We start from the raw sequence: 17,135 nt of genomic DNA on the forward strand, positions 1-17,135 counted from the left end.
GGACGTCGCCCCGACGGGAATGATGTGGCCCCGTAGCGCGTTGTTCACCTATGATGGCGGTGCGCCCCCACACGAGGGCGTGGCACCACCTTTGAAAACACCACATGGGGATGATCGGTTTCGACAGCGGCTGTCGAAGCAGGGGAAGCGAGCCGAGGAAGCGGCAATGATCTCGTAAACCATATGTCGCAACCAATAATCGCCAACACCAAGCGCGATTCCTTCGCCCTCGCTGCCTAAGTAGCGACTTTGCGAAGTGTCAGCCCGGGGCTGTTCCCGACCCGGATCCTGGCATCGACTAGGGAACTAAACCACTAGACCCGGTCACGGGGTGTAGTGGGAAATCAAACAGTGACTGAGCCCGTCGGAGACTTGTCCGCGTGATCTCCGGGGCCGAGAAAATCACAGCGGACTGCGCTCGGAGAAGCCCTGATTCCGCACCGTTGGACGCGGGTTCGATTCCCGCCATCTCCACTCATCCCATGTACGACGAGGGCCCCGCCATCCGGCGGGGCCCTCGTCGTGTCCGGGGCAGGGCCCGGGCCGGGCCGTCACGGGCAGGGGTCCCGGTAGTCGAGATCGGGGAAGAGCCGGTGCCAGCGGTCCCCGGAGGTCGCCGCGCGGCGGACCGAGCAGAGCGTGTCGACCAGCCGCCGGAAGTCGACGTCCACCAGGACCGTGCCCGCTCCCAGCGCGGCCGGCGAGGAGAATTGGCTGTCCGGGGACACGACCATGGCGTCCCCCTGCTCCGTGAAGTCCTTGACGGCCACCGCTTCGGGGTCGGACGTGAGGGCCAGGAGCTCCGCGCCGCCGGGCGGTGAATCCTCCTCCGCCAGCCGCCACAGCGCCAGCCCTCCGTACTTCTTCCACGAGACCAGCAGGGTGCCGTCGGAGGTGAGGTCCCCCATGGCGCCGAGCGGTCCCGGCAGGGGAACCGTGGTCCCCGGCCGGTCCAGGGACCACAGGGCCGGCCGTCCGGATGAGGAGATGCCCGCCAGCAGACGGCCGGAGATGAGGCGGAGCGTCAGGCCGTCCGCGTCGACCGTGCCGATCCGGCGGGCCCTGCCCTGCGCGGTCACGGACCACACATGGGCTCGCTTCGTCCCGCCCCCGCCGGGGTCGGTGACCAGTACCCGCCGCCCGTCGCTCGAGCTGACCGCCATGGGCACGTCCTTGCCGTCGGCACCGACGAGGGACATGCGCCGCGGATGCCGGGGATCGGCGAGATTCCATAGCTGGCCCGAATTGGACAGCACGGCGAAGACCCGGGCGCCACCGGAGAAGGCCAGGCTGAACCCGTCCTCGGGCACGGGCAGGCTGCTCAGCCGCTTCGGCCGCGCCGCACCGCGGATGTCCCAGAGGGTCGCGGTGCGCGTGGTCGGGTCGGCCACCGCCAGCAGACCACCCTCGGAGGCGACGGCGAAGGTCATGGAGCGATCCGTGGGCGCCGCGGGGCGAAACTCGTACCCGGGGCGCAGACGGCCGCCCCGGAAATCCCAGAGCCGCAGGCGCTTCCAGTCCGCGGTCTGCGCGATCAGCGTGCGTCCCCCCGGCAGGAAGCGCGCCTTGTTCCAGGGCCGGGGGAACGCGGCGGCCTCGACCGGAGGCGTGCCCGGTTCGCCGAGCCGCCAGATGCGCGTACGTTCGCCGGTCGAGGTGGCGATGAACCGCCCCTGCCGATCCGAGGCGGAGCCGCTGACCGATCCGGCCACATCGGTGGTGCCGGGAACCGAGCCCGGTGGCGGATTCCACAGGTGGACCAGGCCGTCGGAGCCGCCGACGGCGATGCCGCGTCCGTCCGGGCGGAAGGTGAGGGACAGGTCCCTCTCGGCGGCCTTGCCCATGCGGGGCAGCGCGGCCAACTCCAGCAGCGGATCCGAGGTGTACGTGTCGTCACGCACTCTGAACAGGTGCGGCCTGCCGTCATACGAGGAGGCCGCCGCGTACTGTCCGTCCGGGCTGAAGGCGATCGACGTCAGGACCTTGTTGGTGACCGATCCCGTGCCGGGGTATCTGTGGGGGCGTTCCGGGTCGGTCACCTTCCAGACGGCCACTTCCCCCGATGCGCCGCCGCCCGCCAGCTGCCGTCCGTTCGGGCTGAAGGCCAGGGACAGTACGCGGGCGTCGCGGATGACCGTGCCCGGCTTCGGGTGGTGGGCGTCCGCGGTGTTCCACAGCTGCACGGTGCCGTCTCCCACCGCCGTGGCCATGACCTTGCCGCCGGGTTTGAACGCGATGGCTTCCACGGGCTTTCCGCGCCTCGATCCCGCCACCACGGTGCGGACCGGACGCCGGGGGTCGCGCAGGTCCCAGAACCACACCCGGCCGTGCTCCGAGCCGACCGCCAGCGTACGGCCGTCCGGGCTGAAGGCCGCCGCGAAGACGCGTCCGTCACGCACCGGCACCCGGGCGACGCGCCGGGGATGCCGGGCGTCGCGGACGTCCCAGACGTACAGCGCATCTCTGGTGCTCGCGGTGAGGTGACGGCCGTCCGGATGCCAGGCGAGGGCCGGGGGACCGCCCACCTTCAGTACGGAACCCGGGGCCGGGCGGTAGGGGTTGGCCGTGTGCCACAGGCGGACCGTGCGGTCGGTCGAGGAGCTGGCCAGCACCTTTCCGTCCGCCCGGTACGCGAGGTTGATCACCTCGCGGGAGTGCCCCCGCAGTGCCACCGGCGGGGTGAGGGAGAACGCCGACTGGAGCACGGCGGACCGCGCGTCGACGGTGGGGGAGCGGCGGTAGGCGGCCAGGCTCAGGTCGAGCGCCGTCACCGGGTCCTCGTCCCGCAGCGAGTCGGCCTGGGCGGCGACGCGCTTCGAGGCCAACTCGTCCGCCCGCTTCCTCGACTCGCTCCGTTCGACGTACGCCACCGTGCCGATCGCGACGAGCAGCAGCGCGACGCAAGCGGCCACGCCGCGCCACAGCATGCGCAGGCGGCGGCCGCGCCGCGCGGCCTCGGCCCCGGCCGTCAGGAACTCCCGCTCGACGGCGGTGAGCGCGATGCCGGGGGTGTTCCCGGGGCGGTCCGGATCCAGGCGTCCGCGCGCCTGGGCCAGCTGCGAACCGGTGTAGAGGTAATGGGGGTCGCGGTCGTGCTCCTCCCAGACGGCGGCCGACTCCGCGAGCCGCTGGTGCTCCAGCAGGTCGGCGTGGGCGTCGCGGATCCACGACCGCAGCTCGGGCCAGGCGTGCAGCAACGCGTCGTGGGAGAACCGCGCGCCGTCGTGATCGACCGTGACCAGCCGGGTCCGGACCAGATGGTCCCAGACGGTCCGTACGCCCTCGGCGCTTCCTTCCTCCAGCAGGTCCGCCGGGGCGACCTCGCGGCGCACCACCTCACCGGCCGGGGTGAGGTGCACCATGCTCAGCAGCAGACGGCGCAGGATGTGCCGCTGGGGTTCCCGTAACGCCTGGTACAGCGTGTCGGTCGAGGTGGTCACGGACTGCCAGATCCCGCCGGTGCGCTGGTACCCGGCCAGGGTCAGGACCGTTCCGCTGCGCTCCCGCCATGTCTCCACGAGGACATGGGCGAGGAACGGGGCCGCCGCGCCCCGCGCCGTCCCCGGGGCCCCGCCCCGGCGCAGGTCCGACAGCAGCCGGTCGACGAGACCGTCCTCCAGAGTGAGGCCCGCCCGCGCGGCCGGGCGCTCGATCGCGGCGCGGAGGGTGTCCAGGTCCATCGGCGCCACGGTGAACTGCCCGTGGTCCAGGGCGTCGACCAGCTCCGGGTGGGCCAGACAGTCGCCGTAGTGGTCGGCGCGCAGCGCCAGGACCACCGTGGGCCGGTCGCCCGGGTCGGCCGGGTCGGTCGGCCGCCCGCACAGCAGCCGGATGAAGCCGCTCCGCCGTTCGGCGTCCTCGCAGCGGGTGAAGACCTCCTCGAACTGGTCGACCACGAGCAGCCGACAGGCCCGGCGGCCGGGCGCCGGGCCGGGGAACCGGCCCGCTTCGAAGGCCTCCCGTACCTCCTCCGGGCGCCGTCCCGTGGCCGACGCCCAGCGTTCGGCGAGGGCCTGCAGCGGGTCGGCGCCGGGGGCCGGCAGCAGCAGCGCGGGCCAGGGGATCGCGTCGCGTCCGACGCCGTGCCGGGTCTCCAGGCCTGCCAGCAGCCCCGCGCCCAGCAGCGACGACTTGCCCGAGCCCGACGCGCCCACCAGCACGACCGGACGGTCCAGTGCCGGATCGCACACCGTCGCGACGAGTTGCTCCGTCAGCTCTTCGCGCCCGAAGAACCACTCCTGGTCGGCCGCCCCGAACGACCGCATGCCCGGGTAGGGGCACGGCACATCGGCCGGTGGCTCGCCGGGCGGCACCGCGTCGGTGCGGTAGGCGGCGTTGCGGGCCACCACCAGCCCGCCGAGCCTGCCCTCGCTCTGCCCGTGCGGACGTACCGGCCCGTCCCGGAACGCACGGTCCAGCGCTCCGTGCAGGTAGTCGACCGTCAGCCAGGGCGGGCCGCCCGGGTCGCCGTTCTCCAGCAGCCGCAGCAGCTGCCCGCTGAACAGCGTGTGCCGGGCGCCCTCGGGGGCGAAGGAGAGCGCGAACTGCGAGGCGGAGGTGAGCAGGAAGCTGCCGTCCGGGCGTGCGGAGGCGTAGGGGCTGCGTTCGCCTCCGCCCGGGGCCGTGGCACGGCCGGAGAAGCAGCAGTCGAGCACGACCACGCTGCCGCCCAGGGCGCCGCCGAGCAGATCCTTGACGGTCCGGTAAGGAACGGAGCCGGAAATCCGGTCGTCGGCCAGGCTGGCGTGAGTGGCGAGGTAGAGCTCGTCCCGCGGGCCGAGGATGCCGTGGCCCACGTACGCGAAGAACACCGGCCCGGTGGCTTCGGCGACGGCGTCCTCCACGGCGGCCACGACTTCCGCCTGCGCGGCGCCCGCCGGAACCCGGTGCACGTGTGCCATGCCGCAGACGTCGCGCAGCACCCGCTCCAGGTCGTCCAGCGTGGTCCCGACGCTCGGCAAGGGCGGCAGCGCGGAACCAGCCACGTGCTCACCGGTCCCGACCAGCACCGCGCGGGCCCCCGGCGCGGCCAGCCCGGTCGGGGACGGGGGCGTGCCGGGCAGGGGGCGGGCGTCGGTCATGACGCCGGTGGCACACCGTCGGACGGCCCCCCGCCTCCGGCCTCCGGGGCGCGCGCGTCCGGTTCAAGGGCGGCCGCGAGCCGCGCCGCCAGCTCACTGGCCTGTTGTGCGTCGAGCGGTCCGACCTCTGTGGAGCTCACGGAGATCTCCGTACCGTCGGGGCGCGTGATGGTGACGGTCCGGCTCCCACGGCGGGTCTGCAGCCAGGCCACCACGGCCCCGGCCAGCACCGTGGCGACGCCACCGGGCTCCAGCAGCGCGAGGATCACGTCCGTCCCCGCGCCCATGGCCCCCGGCGGCGGGCCGGAGTCGGTGGCTCTGCGCACCCTGCCACGCAGCCCCGGCTGACCGGCCAGCCAACGTCGCAGATCGTCGGGTCCGGCACCGGCGGTGTCCGCCCCCGGAGATGGGTTCCGCTCGTCGGCACGGACGGTCAAACCGATACGCATGGGCTCCCCCGGTGGCCTGGTTCGCGTAGGTTGCCCCGGGAGGGTAGCGGTAGTCGTGGCTGAGGAGAGAGACCGGTTCACGCCATGACGGCCGATGTTCGCTCAGGCGATGCGGTGTTCCCAGCGCAACGCGGGCCGGTCGCCGATCCGGTACGTGTGGGAGCGGGCGGTGACGCGGAGCCGCACGGTGCCGATGCCGGGGCGTCCGGCGTCCTGCCAGGCGATGAGCGCCCGCTCGATGTCGTCCCACAGCGCCACGGGTCCGCCCTGCCGGACGGTCCAGCCCGAGCCGTTCTCGGCGAACGCGGCGAAGGATTCGCGGTCCGCATCGAACAGGTAGCGCTGCCGGGCGCCGTCGCCCCGGGTGGCGCGCACGAACTGGGCGCCGGGCGCGGCGAGCTGGGCGAGGAAGGCGGGCATCCACTCTTCCAGCAGCGTCGGCGACACCTTCGCTTCGCGCGCGCTGTCCGCGTAGGCGGTACGTGCCGACAGGTCCCCGGCGAGCGGTACGACGGCTTGGGAGCGAGCTTGCATGAACGACGACTCCCCGACGATCCGCCCCTCGGCCGTGCCGTCGCCGTTCACGGTGATCCTGGCGAGACCGGTGCCGTATGCCCACGAGCCGGGGGCGAGGGTGGCGAGGACGACGCCGCCCGGCGTGGTCTGGCGTACCCAGGTGTAGGGGACGCGGCGTACCGCGCACGTGGCGATGACACGGTCGTACGGGGCGCGGCGGGGGTGGCCGAGGAGTCCGTCGCCGGTCATGGTCCAGGTGGAGTATCCGGCGGCTTCCAGGGCGGCATCCGCACGGGCGGCCACGCCCGGGTCCACTTCGATCGTGGTGACGTTGTCCTCTCCGAGCCGGTGGCACATCAGGGCGCTGGAGTAGCCGGTACCGGTACCGATCTCCAGCACGGTGTGACCGTCCTCGACATCCAGGGCCTCGATCATGCCGACGACCGTCACGGGCGTGGTGGACGACGATGTGGGCACGCCGGGGACGGGTGCGGCGGTCTGGTCGGCGGTGAGGTGGCCATCCAGCTGCGTCACCAGGGACTCATCGCGGTAGGCGATCTCGGACCATTCCTCCGGGTCGGTGCCGAGCGCGGTGACGGGCCGCCAGCGGCCGTCGTCGGTGGGCAGGAACACGCCGGGCTGCAGGAACAGTTCACGGGGTACGGCCTCGACCGCCGCGCGCCACTTCGGGTGGGTGAGAACTCCGGCCTCCTGGAGCCGGTCGGCGAGGGCGCGCCGTTCAGGTGCGGTATCGGGCATCATGCGGGGTTGTCTCCTTGAGCGAGCAGATCGGCGAAGGCGGCGGCCATCGGCAGGCCGGTCTTCTCCTCCAGCCACCCCCATTGGCCGTTCGGGTTCAGTTCAAGCCAGTGGGGTTCGCCGTCGCGGTCGAGGGCGAGGTCGAAGCTCCCGGAGGGGAGGCCGAAATGGTCGAGGCAGGCGAATAGCGCCTTTTCCAGCCGATCCGGCAGGTCTACCACGCTGTACGACAGGGCGGAGTGGTCCTTGCGCCAGTCCAGCAGGCCGGAGTCGATGCGGACGGCGAACGACCGTCGGCGGACGACCAGCACCCGGAGGTCGGCCACCTTGTCCACTCGGGCCTGGAACAGGTGCGGTGCCGCCGTCACGGTGTCGTCGACTTCATCGGCGGTGACGGGCTCGGCCCAGCTCGTCAGACCGACGCCGTCTCGCTCGTACGGGGTCCATCGCAGCGTCTTGCTGATCACTTGCCTGTGCGTGGCGATGAACCGGCGAGCCTCGACAGGGTCGTTGGTGACCAGCGTCGCGGGCACGGTGAGGCCGAGGCGTACGGCTGTGGCGAGTTGGGTGGGTTTGTGGTCAGCTGCCGCAGCGCGGGCGGGATGGTTGACCCACAGGGGGCGATCGAGGGCGTAGAGGGTGCCGGCGAGCCCGTGACGGATCTGCGCGGCGGAGTAGCGCGCGTCGTCCGCGTCCAGGTGCTCGAAGGCGGGCCAGGTGGGGCGGCGCCAGTACACCGCCCGTACCTGCTCCAGGCCGGCGGTCCTCGACGGGGTGCGGAGCTGCCCGGCCACCGGAGTGGAGGCCGGGCAGCCGCCGAACCGAGCCGAGACCGTCAGCTCCCCGACAGGAAGGTCTGCGGGGTTGAAGCGGACCACCGGAACGCCGCGCTCGTTGAGGTGGGTGATCACCATGTCGGCGGTGATGTCGAGCGGTTCCGTGACTACCAGGACGGGGTTCGTGTCGGTCATCGGGGCTGTCAGTCCTGCTGCGAGTCCTGGTCGGAGCCCGCGTCGTTGCGCGAGTCCAGGTTCGTCACGGTCGATGTCGAGGTGGCGGAGCTGGTGCCGTGCTTGCCCATCTCGACCACCAGGCCGTCGCGGTCGCGGAATACGCCGGTCTGGGTGTCCGGGTCGATGGTGACGGTGGTGAACGGCATCTGCGTCGCTGTGGGGTACGGGCCGAGTCGGCGCAGGCCCCACGGGCGGACGGGGGTGGCGTGGCGGGGAACGGCGGACGTGGCCATGGCTTCTCCGGTCGGGTAGGTGGGCGTGGTGTGTCCGTCCCCGCTCACGGCTGAGGGACGTGCGGGCTGTGTGCGGGCGATGAGGTGGGCCGGGCTGCCGGCCCCGTGCAGGTCGGGCGTCACGGCAGGTGGCCCCGGACGGCGCACTCTGCCCAGACGCCCTTGCTCCAGGGCCTCGGGTCGATGCCCCACCGGCAGGCGAGGGCTTCCACCACGGCCATGCCGCGTCCGGACTCGGCGGTCTCGCTCGCCTGGAGGACGCGGGGTACGGTCCGGGACCGGTCGAACGTCGAGATGCGTACCAGGTGATCGCCGGGGCGTTCGACCTTGAGGCGGAAGTTGCCACGCCGCTCCGGGTCGGGGATGCGGTGGACGGCGTGCCGGACCGCGTTGGTGGCCAGCTCCGAGGCAATCAAGCGGGCGTCGTCCACCAGGTCCTCCAGCCCCCAGGCGCGCAGGGTCGCGGCGACGGACAGGCGCGCGATGCCCACGGACTCCTCGGTGCACGGGAGCGACTGGGAGTAGGCCGGATGGCCTGTTCCGGTGGGGGTGAGCAGTGTGGTCATTTCGTCGGCCTTCTGGTGGGCGGGCCACGTAGTGCGGGGCTCTGGGCGTGGCATCACCATGGCGGTTCACCGCGTCGTGCGGGGGCGTGAAGCGTCCTTCCGCACACCGTGTGCCGGACCCGCATACGGCGTGCTTCTGTACGCCCTCCTCACCCGCTAACGGTGCCGCTAGCGTCGTGTCTCTCGTTGTTCCTCGGGAGGTACCTATGGACTTAGGCTCAGCGAGAGTTGACATCGGGTCGATCCTTCGCGGTGCCCGCTGCGCTGCCCGTCTCACCCAGGCGCAAGTCGGCAAGGCGTGTGGCTACTCCGCGTCGGCCGTTTCCCGGATCGAGTCCGGCCGCATGCGGCTCGACTACGCCGCGCTGGTGCGGTTCGCCGCGTTCTTGAACCTTCCACTCGACCGGCTGACGACGACTTCTGTGCCGGACGGACCCGCGGTCGATACGGTGGAGTGTCCATCGGGCGAGGAGGATGCGGTGCGTCGTAGGGAACTGCTCACCGGTGCGTTGGCGGCCGGGGCAACGGCCGTTGCGGGTGCTGCCCCAGCCGGTGCCGCTTCCGGACCCTTCGACCCGGCGGCCGGTCTTGAGGACGCTCTCTTCCGGCTCCCCTCCGCTGCCCCGGTGCCACAGGCCCGTCTCGTCCAGCAGACGGCGGCCGCACGGGCGGACTTCTGCGCTGCTCGCTACGCCTCTCTCGGCCGCGCGCTCCCGGGTCTGCTCGCCGCGGCCTCGGCGACGCGGGACGCGTCGAGCGGGCGGGCGCGAGAGCAGGCGAGCATGGTGCTCGCGCGGGCATACGTGCTGGCTGCCGAGTTGGCGCTCAAACAGCACAACGACTCGGCCTGGGTGGCTGCCGACCGTGCGCTGTCGGCGGCCCGGGCCAGCGGCCACCCGGTTCCGATCGGTGAGGCTTCGCGGGTGCTCGCGATCACCATGCGGCGGTCGGGGCGGTGCCCGGCTGCGGTTCGGCTGCTCACCCAGGAGGCGGCCGATTTGGATGCCGACCAGTCCGCGACCGGGGCTGTGCGTACGACGCTGATGCTGACGGCTGCGTACACGGCGGCCACCAGGAGGGACCGCGCCACGGCGCTGGGCCTGCTGGACGAGGCTCAGGAGGAGACGGAGCGGCGCCAGGCGGTACCGGGGCTGTACACCGTGGACGTCAGCCAGACGCAGGTGGACGTGTACCGGATCGGCGTGCTCAACGCCCTCGGCACGCCTGATGAGGGCGTGAAGGTCGCCGCACGGCTGAACATCGATTCCATGCCCACGGCGGAGCGTCGCGCCCGCGCCTGGACGGATACAGCGCGCATGTGGCACGCCCTCGGCGACCAGCCGCAGACCTTCGCGGCGCTCCGCAGGGTGGAGCAGGAGGCGCCGCAGGAAGTGCGGCGGCCTGCGCTGAGGGCGCTGACGGCGGACCTGTTGTACACGTCCGCCCGCGTGCCGGGAGTGCGGGAATTCGCGGCCCGCACCGGGGCCCTGTGAGCCTCGTCCGGATCGGCGACGTGGAGTCCGTGTGGGATGACCTGATGGGCATCTACAAGGAGTGCTGGGCGCACAAGCTCCACCTGCCGCACTACGACCCAGAGACGTTCGGGGAGCGGCTGCACCGGCATGCCGCCGAGCCGGGATGGGAGGCCGTGGTGGCGTACGACTCGGGCGAGCCGGTCGGCTACCTCTACGCCAACCGGCTCGATGGAGCGGAGGACCGCTGGTGGCGCCGCACCCGTCCGGAGCCCGAGCCGAGCATTGCGGGGGCTTCGACGGTGGCGGTGAAGGAGATGATGGTCCGTCGGCGATGGCGCAGGCAGGGGATCGCCCGCAAGCTGCATGACGTTCTGCTGGCCGGGCGGGTCGAGGCGCAGGCCTCGTTGATGGTGAACCCGCTGAACCAGGACGGGAAGGTGCAGGCCCTCTACACGGCGTGGGGATACCGGGCTGTGGGCACCGCGCAGTCCTCGCCGGAGGCGCCGGTCCTGACGGTGATGGTTCTCAGGTGATCTCCAGGACGGCCTTGCCGTGGAGGCGGCGGTCCAGGAGGGTCGCGATGGCTTCGTCCGCCCGGTCCCAGCCGCCGCGCCAGGAGATCTGCGGGTCCAGGTCGCCCGCCGCGAGGCGCTCGGCGAGCCAGGTCAGGTCCGGGCCGATGTCGGGGCGTTCCAGCAGGTAGAAGGTGACGATCGAGCGGTCGTGGCGGCCGTCGTTCCCGTAGAGGGCGCCGAAGGGGAAGGTCTCGGGCTGGCCCGTCACATGGCCGACGGAGACCAGGGTGCCGTGGGTGCCGAGCGTGTCGTACGCAGCCACGAGTTGCGGGCCGCCGACGAGGTCCAGCACGCCGTGCACCGGGGCGTCGGCCTCTTCCGGTGCCGCGATCACCTCATGGGCGCCGAGGGCGCGCAGGCCGTTGCCGTGGGCCGCCGGGTCGCCGGTGGTGGCGATGACGTACGCGCCGCCGAGGCGGGCGAGTTGGACGGCGTAGCGGCCGACGCCGCCGGTGGCGCCCGTGATCAGGATGCGGCGGCCGAGGGTGTCGCCGATCCGGCGCAGGGCGCGCAGCGCACTGCCGCCCGCGACCGGGAGGGTGCTGAGGGCGGCGGGGTCGGCGCCCGCGGGCGGGATGCCGATCAGGCCGGTGTGTACGGCGCGCAGTTCGGCCCATCCACCTGCCTCGCCGATGGTGACGACGGGGGTCCCGGCGGCGGGTCCGGAGCCATCGGCGGCGGCGCGCTCGATCACCCCGGCGGCGTCCCAGCCGAGCACTGTGCCGTCGGGGGCCTCGTCGCGGTGGGCCACCTCGCCGTAGTTGAGGGAGGTGGCGGTCACCCGGACGAGCGCCTCGTGCGGGGCGGGTTCGGGGTCGGCGGTCTCGCCGAGGCGGAGACCGGAGGGGGAGGTGGAGTCGACGAGCAGCGCGCGCATGGGGGTTCGGCCTTCCGGAAGGGGGCGTGGGGCTTATTTATGCCACTGAGTGGCAGAAGCGTGCAAGTGGCATTCGCGTTCGCGTTAGACTCGTCGTCGTGACTGCCGCCGCCCCCACCCCGTCGCTGCGCGAACGCAAGAAGCGGCGCACCCGTCAGGCGCTGATCGACACCGCACTGGAGCTGTTCACCGAGCGCGGCTTCGGCGGTGTCACGCTGGATGAGCTGTGCGAGGAGGTGGAGGTCTCCAAGCGCACCTTCTTCCGGTACTTCACCGGCAAGGAAGACGTCGCCATGGCCGCCGACCAGGACCTGTGGCGGGCCTTCCTGGAGGAGCTGGAGAGCGTGGAGCCGGGCCCACGGACGCTGGTGGAGCTGGGGCGGGACGCGCTGCTGGCCGCGTTGGACCGCATGGACGACGAGGGCTGGGCCCGCCGGGTCCTGCTCAGCCGCCGACTGGCCGAGCGGACCCCCTCGATGGCGGCGCACGGACTGCAGTTCTGCGAGGCCGCGACCCAGCGGGCGCTGGAGATCCTGCACCGCCGGTTCGGGGTCGGGGCGCCGGGCGACGTACGGCCCCGACTGGCCGTGGACATGCTGATCGCCGCGCACCACTGCGCCGTCGCGGGCTGGGTGGCCCGGGCGGGCAGTGCCGCGCCCCCGGCCACGCGGGACTTGGCCGTACGCCTCCGGGAGGCCGTCGCCGCCCTGCCGGGCAGCCTCACGATGTCCGTGGAGGGCTGACCGATGCGCGCGTGGACCCTGCCGGTGCTGCTGGTGCTCTGCGGTTCCGGCCTCGCGACCGCGCTGGCCTTCCGGGGGAATCCCGGTGGGGCCGCAGTGCTCCTGCTGGGGTTCGTGCTGCTCGCGGGCGTGAACTCGCCGCTGGTCTTCCCGAGGTCGATCGGCGCGCTGGAGGCACAGCGCCGCAGCGCGGCCGACGGACGGCCCGTCGTCTACTGGCGGCCGGGCTGCGCGTACTGCGTCCGGCTGCGCACCCGGCTGGGCCGCCGCGCCCGCCGGGCGCATTGGGTCGACATCTGGCGCGACCCGCAGGGAGCGGCGGCGGTGCGGGTGGCCAACGACGGCAACGAGACTGTGCCCACGGTCGTCGTGGCGGGCCAGCCGCACACCAACCCCGATCCTGGATGGGTGCGCGAACAGCTCTCCGGCGGGATCTGACGGCTGGCGTCAGCTGAGGGCGACCAGCAGGCCGAAGCCGAGGAAGAGCGTGCCGCCCAGGATCATGCCCAGCGCCGGGCCCACCAGCTGGCGCCGCATCCATACCCGGGCCTTCTGCGACTCGCCCGGGAGGTACATCACCTCCACCCTCCGGCCGGTCGCCAGCCCCAGGCCGATGCCCTGGATCGCGGTCGTGAACTCCACCTCGTGGCCCTGACGGTCGTGGAACTGGATGACCGGTGTCGGGATCGTATTCCGGTTCTGCTTCTGCTTCTGCTTCTGCTTCAGGTTCTGGTTCTGCTTCCGGTTCTGGTTCCGGGCCTGGTGGTCCACGTTGGCGACCACCAGCCCCTCCGTACGGACTCCCTCGCGGCGCAGCCGCCACACCAGCCGGGCGTCGCGCAGGGCGTATGCGTAGAGGAACAGGCCGATCGCGATGCACAGCAGATCGGCTCCGGGCATGCCCATTGGTGGTTCGCCTCTCGTCGTGTTCGGTATCCCCCGATCCGGAACCCAGGTTGTCACCTCCGGGCGCTCTGTCGCGAAGTGACGGGGTGCGGGATCCTGCCGTCGCATGAGGAGACCTGTGAACCGTCGTGCGCGTGCCTGGAGCTGGCCCCTCGTCATCGGGCTGGTCTTTACCCTCACCTGGAGTTCCCCGGCCGGGGCCGACGCCTCGCGTGCCGGGCTCGGCGAGGCGGTCGACCGCATTCTCGCCGACCCCCTGCTGAGGGGCGGGGCCGCCGGGGTGGTGGTGGCCGACGCCGACTCCGGCGACATCCTGTACCGGCACCGGGCCGACGACCGGCTGATGCCCGCCTCCAACACCAAGCTGTTCACCTCGGCCGCCGCCATGGGGCTGCTCGGTCCCGACCACACGTTCGGGACCGATGTCCTGGGCGAGGGGACCCGCCACGGGCGGACGCTGCGTGGGGATCTGTATCTTCGGGGGACCGGTGATCCGACCCTGCTCGCGAAGGACTACGACCGCCTGGCCAAGGACGTCGCCGACGCGGGGATCACCCGGGTCACCGGGCGGCTGATCGCCGACGACACCCGGTTCGACGCGCAGCGCGCGGGCCGCTCCTGGGCGGCCGACGACGAGTCCTCGTACTACGCGGCGCAGATCTCCCCGCTCACCGTCGCCCCCGACACCGACTACGACGCGGGCAGCGTCATCGTGGAGGTCGCGCCCGGTGCCGCCACGGGGGAGCGGCCGAAGGTCACGGTCACGCCCAAGACCGCGTATGTACGTATCGACAACCGGGCGACCACCGGCAGCGGCGGTCTCACCATCGAGCGGCGGCACGGCAGCAACACGATCACCGTCAGTGGCGCCATCGCGGCCGGGGCGCAGACCGCCAAGGAGTGGGTCAGCGTCTGGGAGCCCACCGGGTATGCCGCGGCCGTGTTCGCCGATGCGCTCGACAGGCACGGCGTACGGGTGGGAAGGGCCACTCGGCTTGGGGAGGGCACACCGGCGGATGCGCGCACGATCGCTTCGCACCGGTCGATGCCGCTCAAGAAGCTGCTGATCCCGTTCATGAAGCTGTCGAACAACATCCACGCCGAAGTGCTCACCAAGGCCATCGGCTACGAGACGGCGGGCCGGGGCACCTGGAGCGCGGGCCTGGCCGCGATCGCCGACTGGCTGAAGAAGCAGGGCGTGGATACCGGGGCGATGTTCCAGGTGGACGGCTCGGGGCTGTCCCGGATGGACAACATCGCGGCCGGGCAGCTCACCGAGCTGCTGCTGTCGGTCCGTCAGCAGCCCTGGTACCCGGACTGGTACGGCTCGCTGCCGGTGGCCTGCGCCCCGGACCGCTTCGTCGGCGGCACGCTGCGCTCGCGCATGTGCGGCACCCCGGCGGCGGGCAACGCGCGCGGCAAGACCGGCTCCCTGACCGGCGCCTCCGCGCTCTCCGGGTACGTCACCGACGCGGACGGCCGGGAGCTGGTCTACAGCATCGTGCTCAACAACTACCTCGCGCCGTCGGTGAAGAGCCTGGAGGACGCGATCGTGGTGACGCTGGCGAAGTCCGGCGAGGGCCGCACCGGGGCGGTGCGGCCCCGCGCCGTGAGGGGCGCACGGACAGCGGACCTGGAGTGCTCCTGGGTCAAGCCCCGGCGCTGCTGAGCTCCAGCGTGAGGGCGGCCGTCCCCGCCTCCGCGTCGGCGGACGGCCCGCCCACCACCTCCACACGCCACGGCCCCGGTGCCCGATCCGCCTCGGCGCGCAGGGTGTCCCCGTCCCGTACGACGGTGAACGCGACGGCCGTCGAGCCGTCCGGGGCCGGGACCCGCACCGTGACCCCGGTGCCGGGCAGGGCGGAGGGTTCGTACACCCGCAGCGTGACGCCGTCCGCCCAGTCCGCGTCCGGCCGGTCGTACGCCGCGCCGAACGGGATCACCGATCCCGGCCGGGCCAGCAGCGGCACGCTCAGGAAGCCGTGCCGCTCGCGCACCCAGCGCGGGCCGCGCACGGTCCGGCCGCTCAGCACCTGGGTCCAGGTGCCCTCCGGGACGTAGTACGCGACCTCGCCCTCGTCGTCGAAGACCGGCGCGACCAGCAGATCCCCGCCGAGCATGTACTGCCGCTCCAGACCCGCGCACCCCGGGTCGCCGGGGAATTCGAGGACCATGGCGCGCATCACGGGCAGGCCCTCGCCGTGCGCCTGGCGCGCCGCCTCGTACAGATACGGCATCAGCCGCAGCTTCAGCCGGGTGAAGAAGCGCAGCACCGCGACCGACTCCTCGTCGAAGTGCCACGGCACGCGGTACGAGGACGAGCCGTGCAGCCTGCTGTGCGAGGACAGCAGCCCGAAGGCGATCCACCGCTTGAAGAGCGCGGGGTCGGGGGTGCCCTCGAAGCCGCCGATGTCATGGCTCCAGAAACCGAAGCCGGACAGCCCGAGGGACAGCCCGCCGCGCAGCGACTCGGCCATCGCCTCGTACGTGGACTCGCAGTCGCCGCCCCAGTGCACCGGGAACCGCTGACCGCCCGCGGTCGCGGAGCGCGCGAAGACGACGGCCTCGCGCTCGCCCCGCCGCTCGCGCAGCGCCTCGAAGACGGTGCGGTTGTAGAGGTGGGTGTAGTAGTTGTGCATACGCTCCGGGTCGGAGCCGTCCGCGTACACCACGTCCAACGGCACCCGCTCGCCGAAGTCGGTCTTGAAGCAGTCCACGCCCATGTCGAGCAGCGCGGTCAGCTTCCCGGCGTACCAGGCCCGCGCGGCGGGGCTGGTGAAGTCGACCAGGGCCATGCCGGGCTGCCACAGGTCCCACTGCCACACCGAGCCGTCCGGCCGCTTCAGGAGATGACCGGCCGCCTTGCCCTCGGCGAAGAGCGGGGAGCGCTGCGCGATGTACGGGTTGATCCATACGCAGACGCGCAGGCCCCGGTCGCGCAGCCGCCGCAGCATGCCCGCCGGGTCGGGGAAGACCTGTGGATCCCAGGTGAAGTCGCACCAGTGGTGCTCGCGCATCCAGAAGCAGTCGAAGTGGAAGACGGACAGCGGCAGGTCGCGCTCCGCCATCCCGGCCACGAAGCCGGTGACGGTCTCCTCGTCGTAGGAGGTGGTGAAGGAGGTGGACAGCCACAGCCCGAAGGACCAGGCGGGCGGCAGCGCGGGGCGGCCGGTGAGGGCGGTGTATTTCCGGAGGATCTCCTTCGGCGTCGGCCCGTGGATGACGTAGTACGTCAGCTCCTGGCACTCGGCGCTGAACTGGATGCGGGAGACCGCCTCCGAGCCGACCTCGAAGGACACCTTGCCGGGGTGGTCGACGAAGACGCCGTAGCCCGCGTCGGTGAGGTAGAAGGGGACGTTCTTGTAGGCCTGTTCGGTGGCGGTGCCGCCGTCGGCGTTCCAGATGTCGACGGTCTGGCCGTTCTTCACCAGCGGGCCGAAGCGCTCGCCGAGGCCGTACGCGGAGGTGCCGACGCGCAGGGTCAGCCGCTCGCGCAGATAGTGGTGGCCGTCGGCGGTCTCCATGATGCCCATGTCCTTGGGCCCGCTGCCGGTGAGCGTGCGTCCCGCCGCCTCGAAGGCGACCCGCCAGGGGCCGGTGCGGGCGATGCGTACGGTGAGGGCGCCGGAGGTGAGCCGGGCCTCGTCCTCGTCGCAGTCCACCTCGGCGGTGCCGTCCTCCCCTGCCGGCTCGAACGACGGGCCCCGGTCGACCCCGCCCGCGAAGTGGGTGAGCCGGACCCCGATCACGCCGGGCATCGGCGCGGTGCAGGTCAGGGTGAGGACCGGGCCCTTGAGGAGGTCGCCGCGGCGGCGGACCGGATGGGTGGGGGCGTGCACGGTGAGGCTGCCGGGGCCGGTCTCCACGTCCAGGACCCCGGTCGGGTACCCGGCGGTGACGCCCTCGCGCAGCAGCCAGTAGCCGTCGCTGAACTTCATGGGC

The 17,135-nt window shown here is 72.4% G+C and carries 14 protein-coding genes and 1 other RNA gene; 6 read left to right on the forward strand and 9 right to left on the reverse strand.

Annotation, left to right across the window (positions count from 1 at the left end):
- The first annotated feature begins 106 nt into the window (after positions 1-106).
- Positions 107-477: a transfer-messenger RNA gene (gene ssrA / locus ACFZCY_RS31640) on the forward strand.
- 74 nt (positions 478-551) lie between these two features.
- On the opposite strand, the gene ACFZCY_RS31645 is transcribed toward ssrA, so the two are convergent.
- From ACFZCY_RS31645 to ACFZCY_RS31670, 6 genes are all read right to left on the reverse strand, one after another.
- A complete protein-coding gene (locus ACFZCY_RS31645; RefSeq protein ID WP_391180906.1) occupies positions 552-5,081 on the reverse strand; it encodes a hypothetical protein in 4,530 nt (1,509 codons plus the stop codon).
- Positions 5,078-5,530: a hypothetical protein gene (locus ACFZCY_RS31650; protein WP_391180908.1), complete on the reverse strand. Its 453-nt coding sequence runs from the start codon at positions 5,528-5,530 to the stop codon at positions 5,078-5,080. Before ACFZCY_RS31650 ends, ACFZCY_RS31645 begins: the two co-directional genes overlap by 4 nt.
- Before the next feature lie 102 nt (positions 5,531-5,632).
- Positions 5,633-6,808 carry an ATP-grasp peptide maturase system methyltransferase gene (gene tgmC / locus ACFZCY_RS31655; RefSeq protein WP_391180910.1) on the reverse strand — a complete coding sequence of 392 codons (1,176 nt, stop codon included), beginning with the start codon at positions 6,806-6,808 and terminating at the stop codon, positions 5,633-5,635.
- Positions 6,805-7,776, reverse strand: coding sequence for an ATP-grasp ribosomal peptide maturase (tgmB, locus tag ACFZCY_RS31660; protein ID WP_391180913.1), 972 nt, complete (start codon positions 7,774-7,776; stop codon positions 6,805-6,807). The genes tgmC and tgmB overlap by 4 nt, the downstream gene beginning before the upstream one ends.
- 8 nt (positions 7,777-7,784) lie before the next feature.
- Positions 7,785-8,051, reverse strand: a complete 267-nt coding sequence (gene tgmA, locus ACFZCY_RS31665) for a putative ATP-grasp-modified RiPP (RefSeq protein WP_391180915.1) — start codon at positions 8,049-8,051, stop codon at positions 7,785-7,787.
- Positions 8,052-8,170: 119 nt separating this feature from the next.
- Positions 8,171-8,617 carry an ATP-binding protein gene (locus ACFZCY_RS31670; protein ID WP_391180917.1) on the reverse strand — a complete coding sequence of 149 codons (447 nt, stop codon included), beginning with the start codon at positions 8,615-8,617 and terminating at the stop codon, positions 8,171-8,173.
- Between the two features lie 206 nt (positions 8,618-8,823).
- Between ACFZCY_RS31670 and ACFZCY_RS31675 the strand changes: the two genes are divergently transcribed.
- Entirely contained in the window at positions 8,824-10,110 is a 1,287-nt protein-coding gene (locus ACFZCY_RS31675; protein ID WP_391180919.1) for a helix-turn-helix domain-containing protein, read from the forward strand.
- Positions 10,107-10,625 (forward strand): GNAT family N-acetyltransferase, encoded by a 519-nt coding sequence (locus tag ACFZCY_RS31680; RefSeq protein WP_391180923.1) that lies wholly within the window; start codon positions 10,107-10,109, stop codon positions 10,623-10,625. Before ACFZCY_RS31675 ends, ACFZCY_RS31680 begins: the two co-directional genes overlap by 4 nt.
- Here ACFZCY_RS31680 and ACFZCY_RS31685 read toward each other — a convergent pair.
- On the reverse strand, positions 10,618-11,544 hold the full coding sequence (locus ACFZCY_RS31685) for a zinc-binding dehydrogenase (RefSeq protein WP_391180926.1): 927 nt from the start codon (positions 11,542-11,544) through the stop codon (positions 10,618-10,620). The genes ACFZCY_RS31680 and ACFZCY_RS31685 overlap by 8 nt on opposite strands.
- A 98-nt stretch (positions 11,545-11,642) precedes the next feature.
- On the opposite strand from ACFZCY_RS31685, the gene ACFZCY_RS31690 reads away from it, so the two are divergent.
- Both ACFZCY_RS31690 and ACFZCY_RS31695 read left to right on the forward strand, forming a co-directional pair.
- The gene (locus tag ACFZCY_RS31690) at positions 11,643-12,287 is read left to right on the forward strand and encodes a TetR family transcriptional regulator (protein WP_391180929.1); all 645 of its coding nucleotides are present in this window, start codon (positions 11,643-11,645) and stop codon (positions 12,285-12,287) included.
- 3 nt (positions 12,288-12,290) lie between these two features.
- On the forward strand, positions 12,291-12,725 hold the full coding sequence (locus ACFZCY_RS31695; protein ID WP_391180931.1) for a glutaredoxin domain-containing protein: 435 nt from the start codon (positions 12,291-12,293) through the stop codon (positions 12,723-12,725).
- Positions 12,726-12,734: 9 nt separating this feature from the next.
- On the opposite strand, the gene ACFZCY_RS31700 is transcribed toward ACFZCY_RS31695, so the two are convergent.
- The gene (locus ACFZCY_RS31700) at positions 12,735-13,193 is read right to left on the reverse strand and encodes a DUF3592 domain-containing protein (RefSeq protein ID WP_391180933.1); all 459 of its coding nucleotides are present in this window, start codon (positions 13,191-13,193) and stop codon (positions 12,735-12,737) included.
- A 106-nt stretch (positions 13,194-13,299) separates the two neighbouring features.
- Here ACFZCY_RS31700 and dacB point away from each other — a divergent pair, with 106 nt between their 5' ends.
- On the forward strand, positions 13,300-14,862 hold the full coding sequence (gene dacB, locus ACFZCY_RS31705; protein WP_391180936.1) for a D-alanyl-D-alanine carboxypeptidase/D-alanyl-D-alanine-endopeptidase: 1,563 nt from the start codon (positions 13,300-13,302) through the stop codon (positions 14,860-14,862).
- On the opposite strand, the gene yicI is transcribed toward dacB, so the two are convergent.
- A complete protein-coding gene (yicI, locus tag ACFZCY_RS31710) occupies positions 14,843-17,131 on the reverse strand; it encodes an alpha-xylosidase (RefSeq protein ID WP_391180938.1) in 2,289 nt (762 codons plus the stop codon). The two genes, dacB and yicI, sit on opposite strands and share 20 nt — an antisense overlap.
- Positions 17,132-17,135 lie beyond the last annotated feature (4 nt).

The sequence above is a fragment of the Streptomyces sp. NPDC007983 genome (genome assembly GCF_042958345.1).
Taxonomy (GTDB): domain Bacteria; phylum Actinomycetota; class Actinomycetes; order Streptomycetales; family Streptomycetaceae; genus Streptomyces.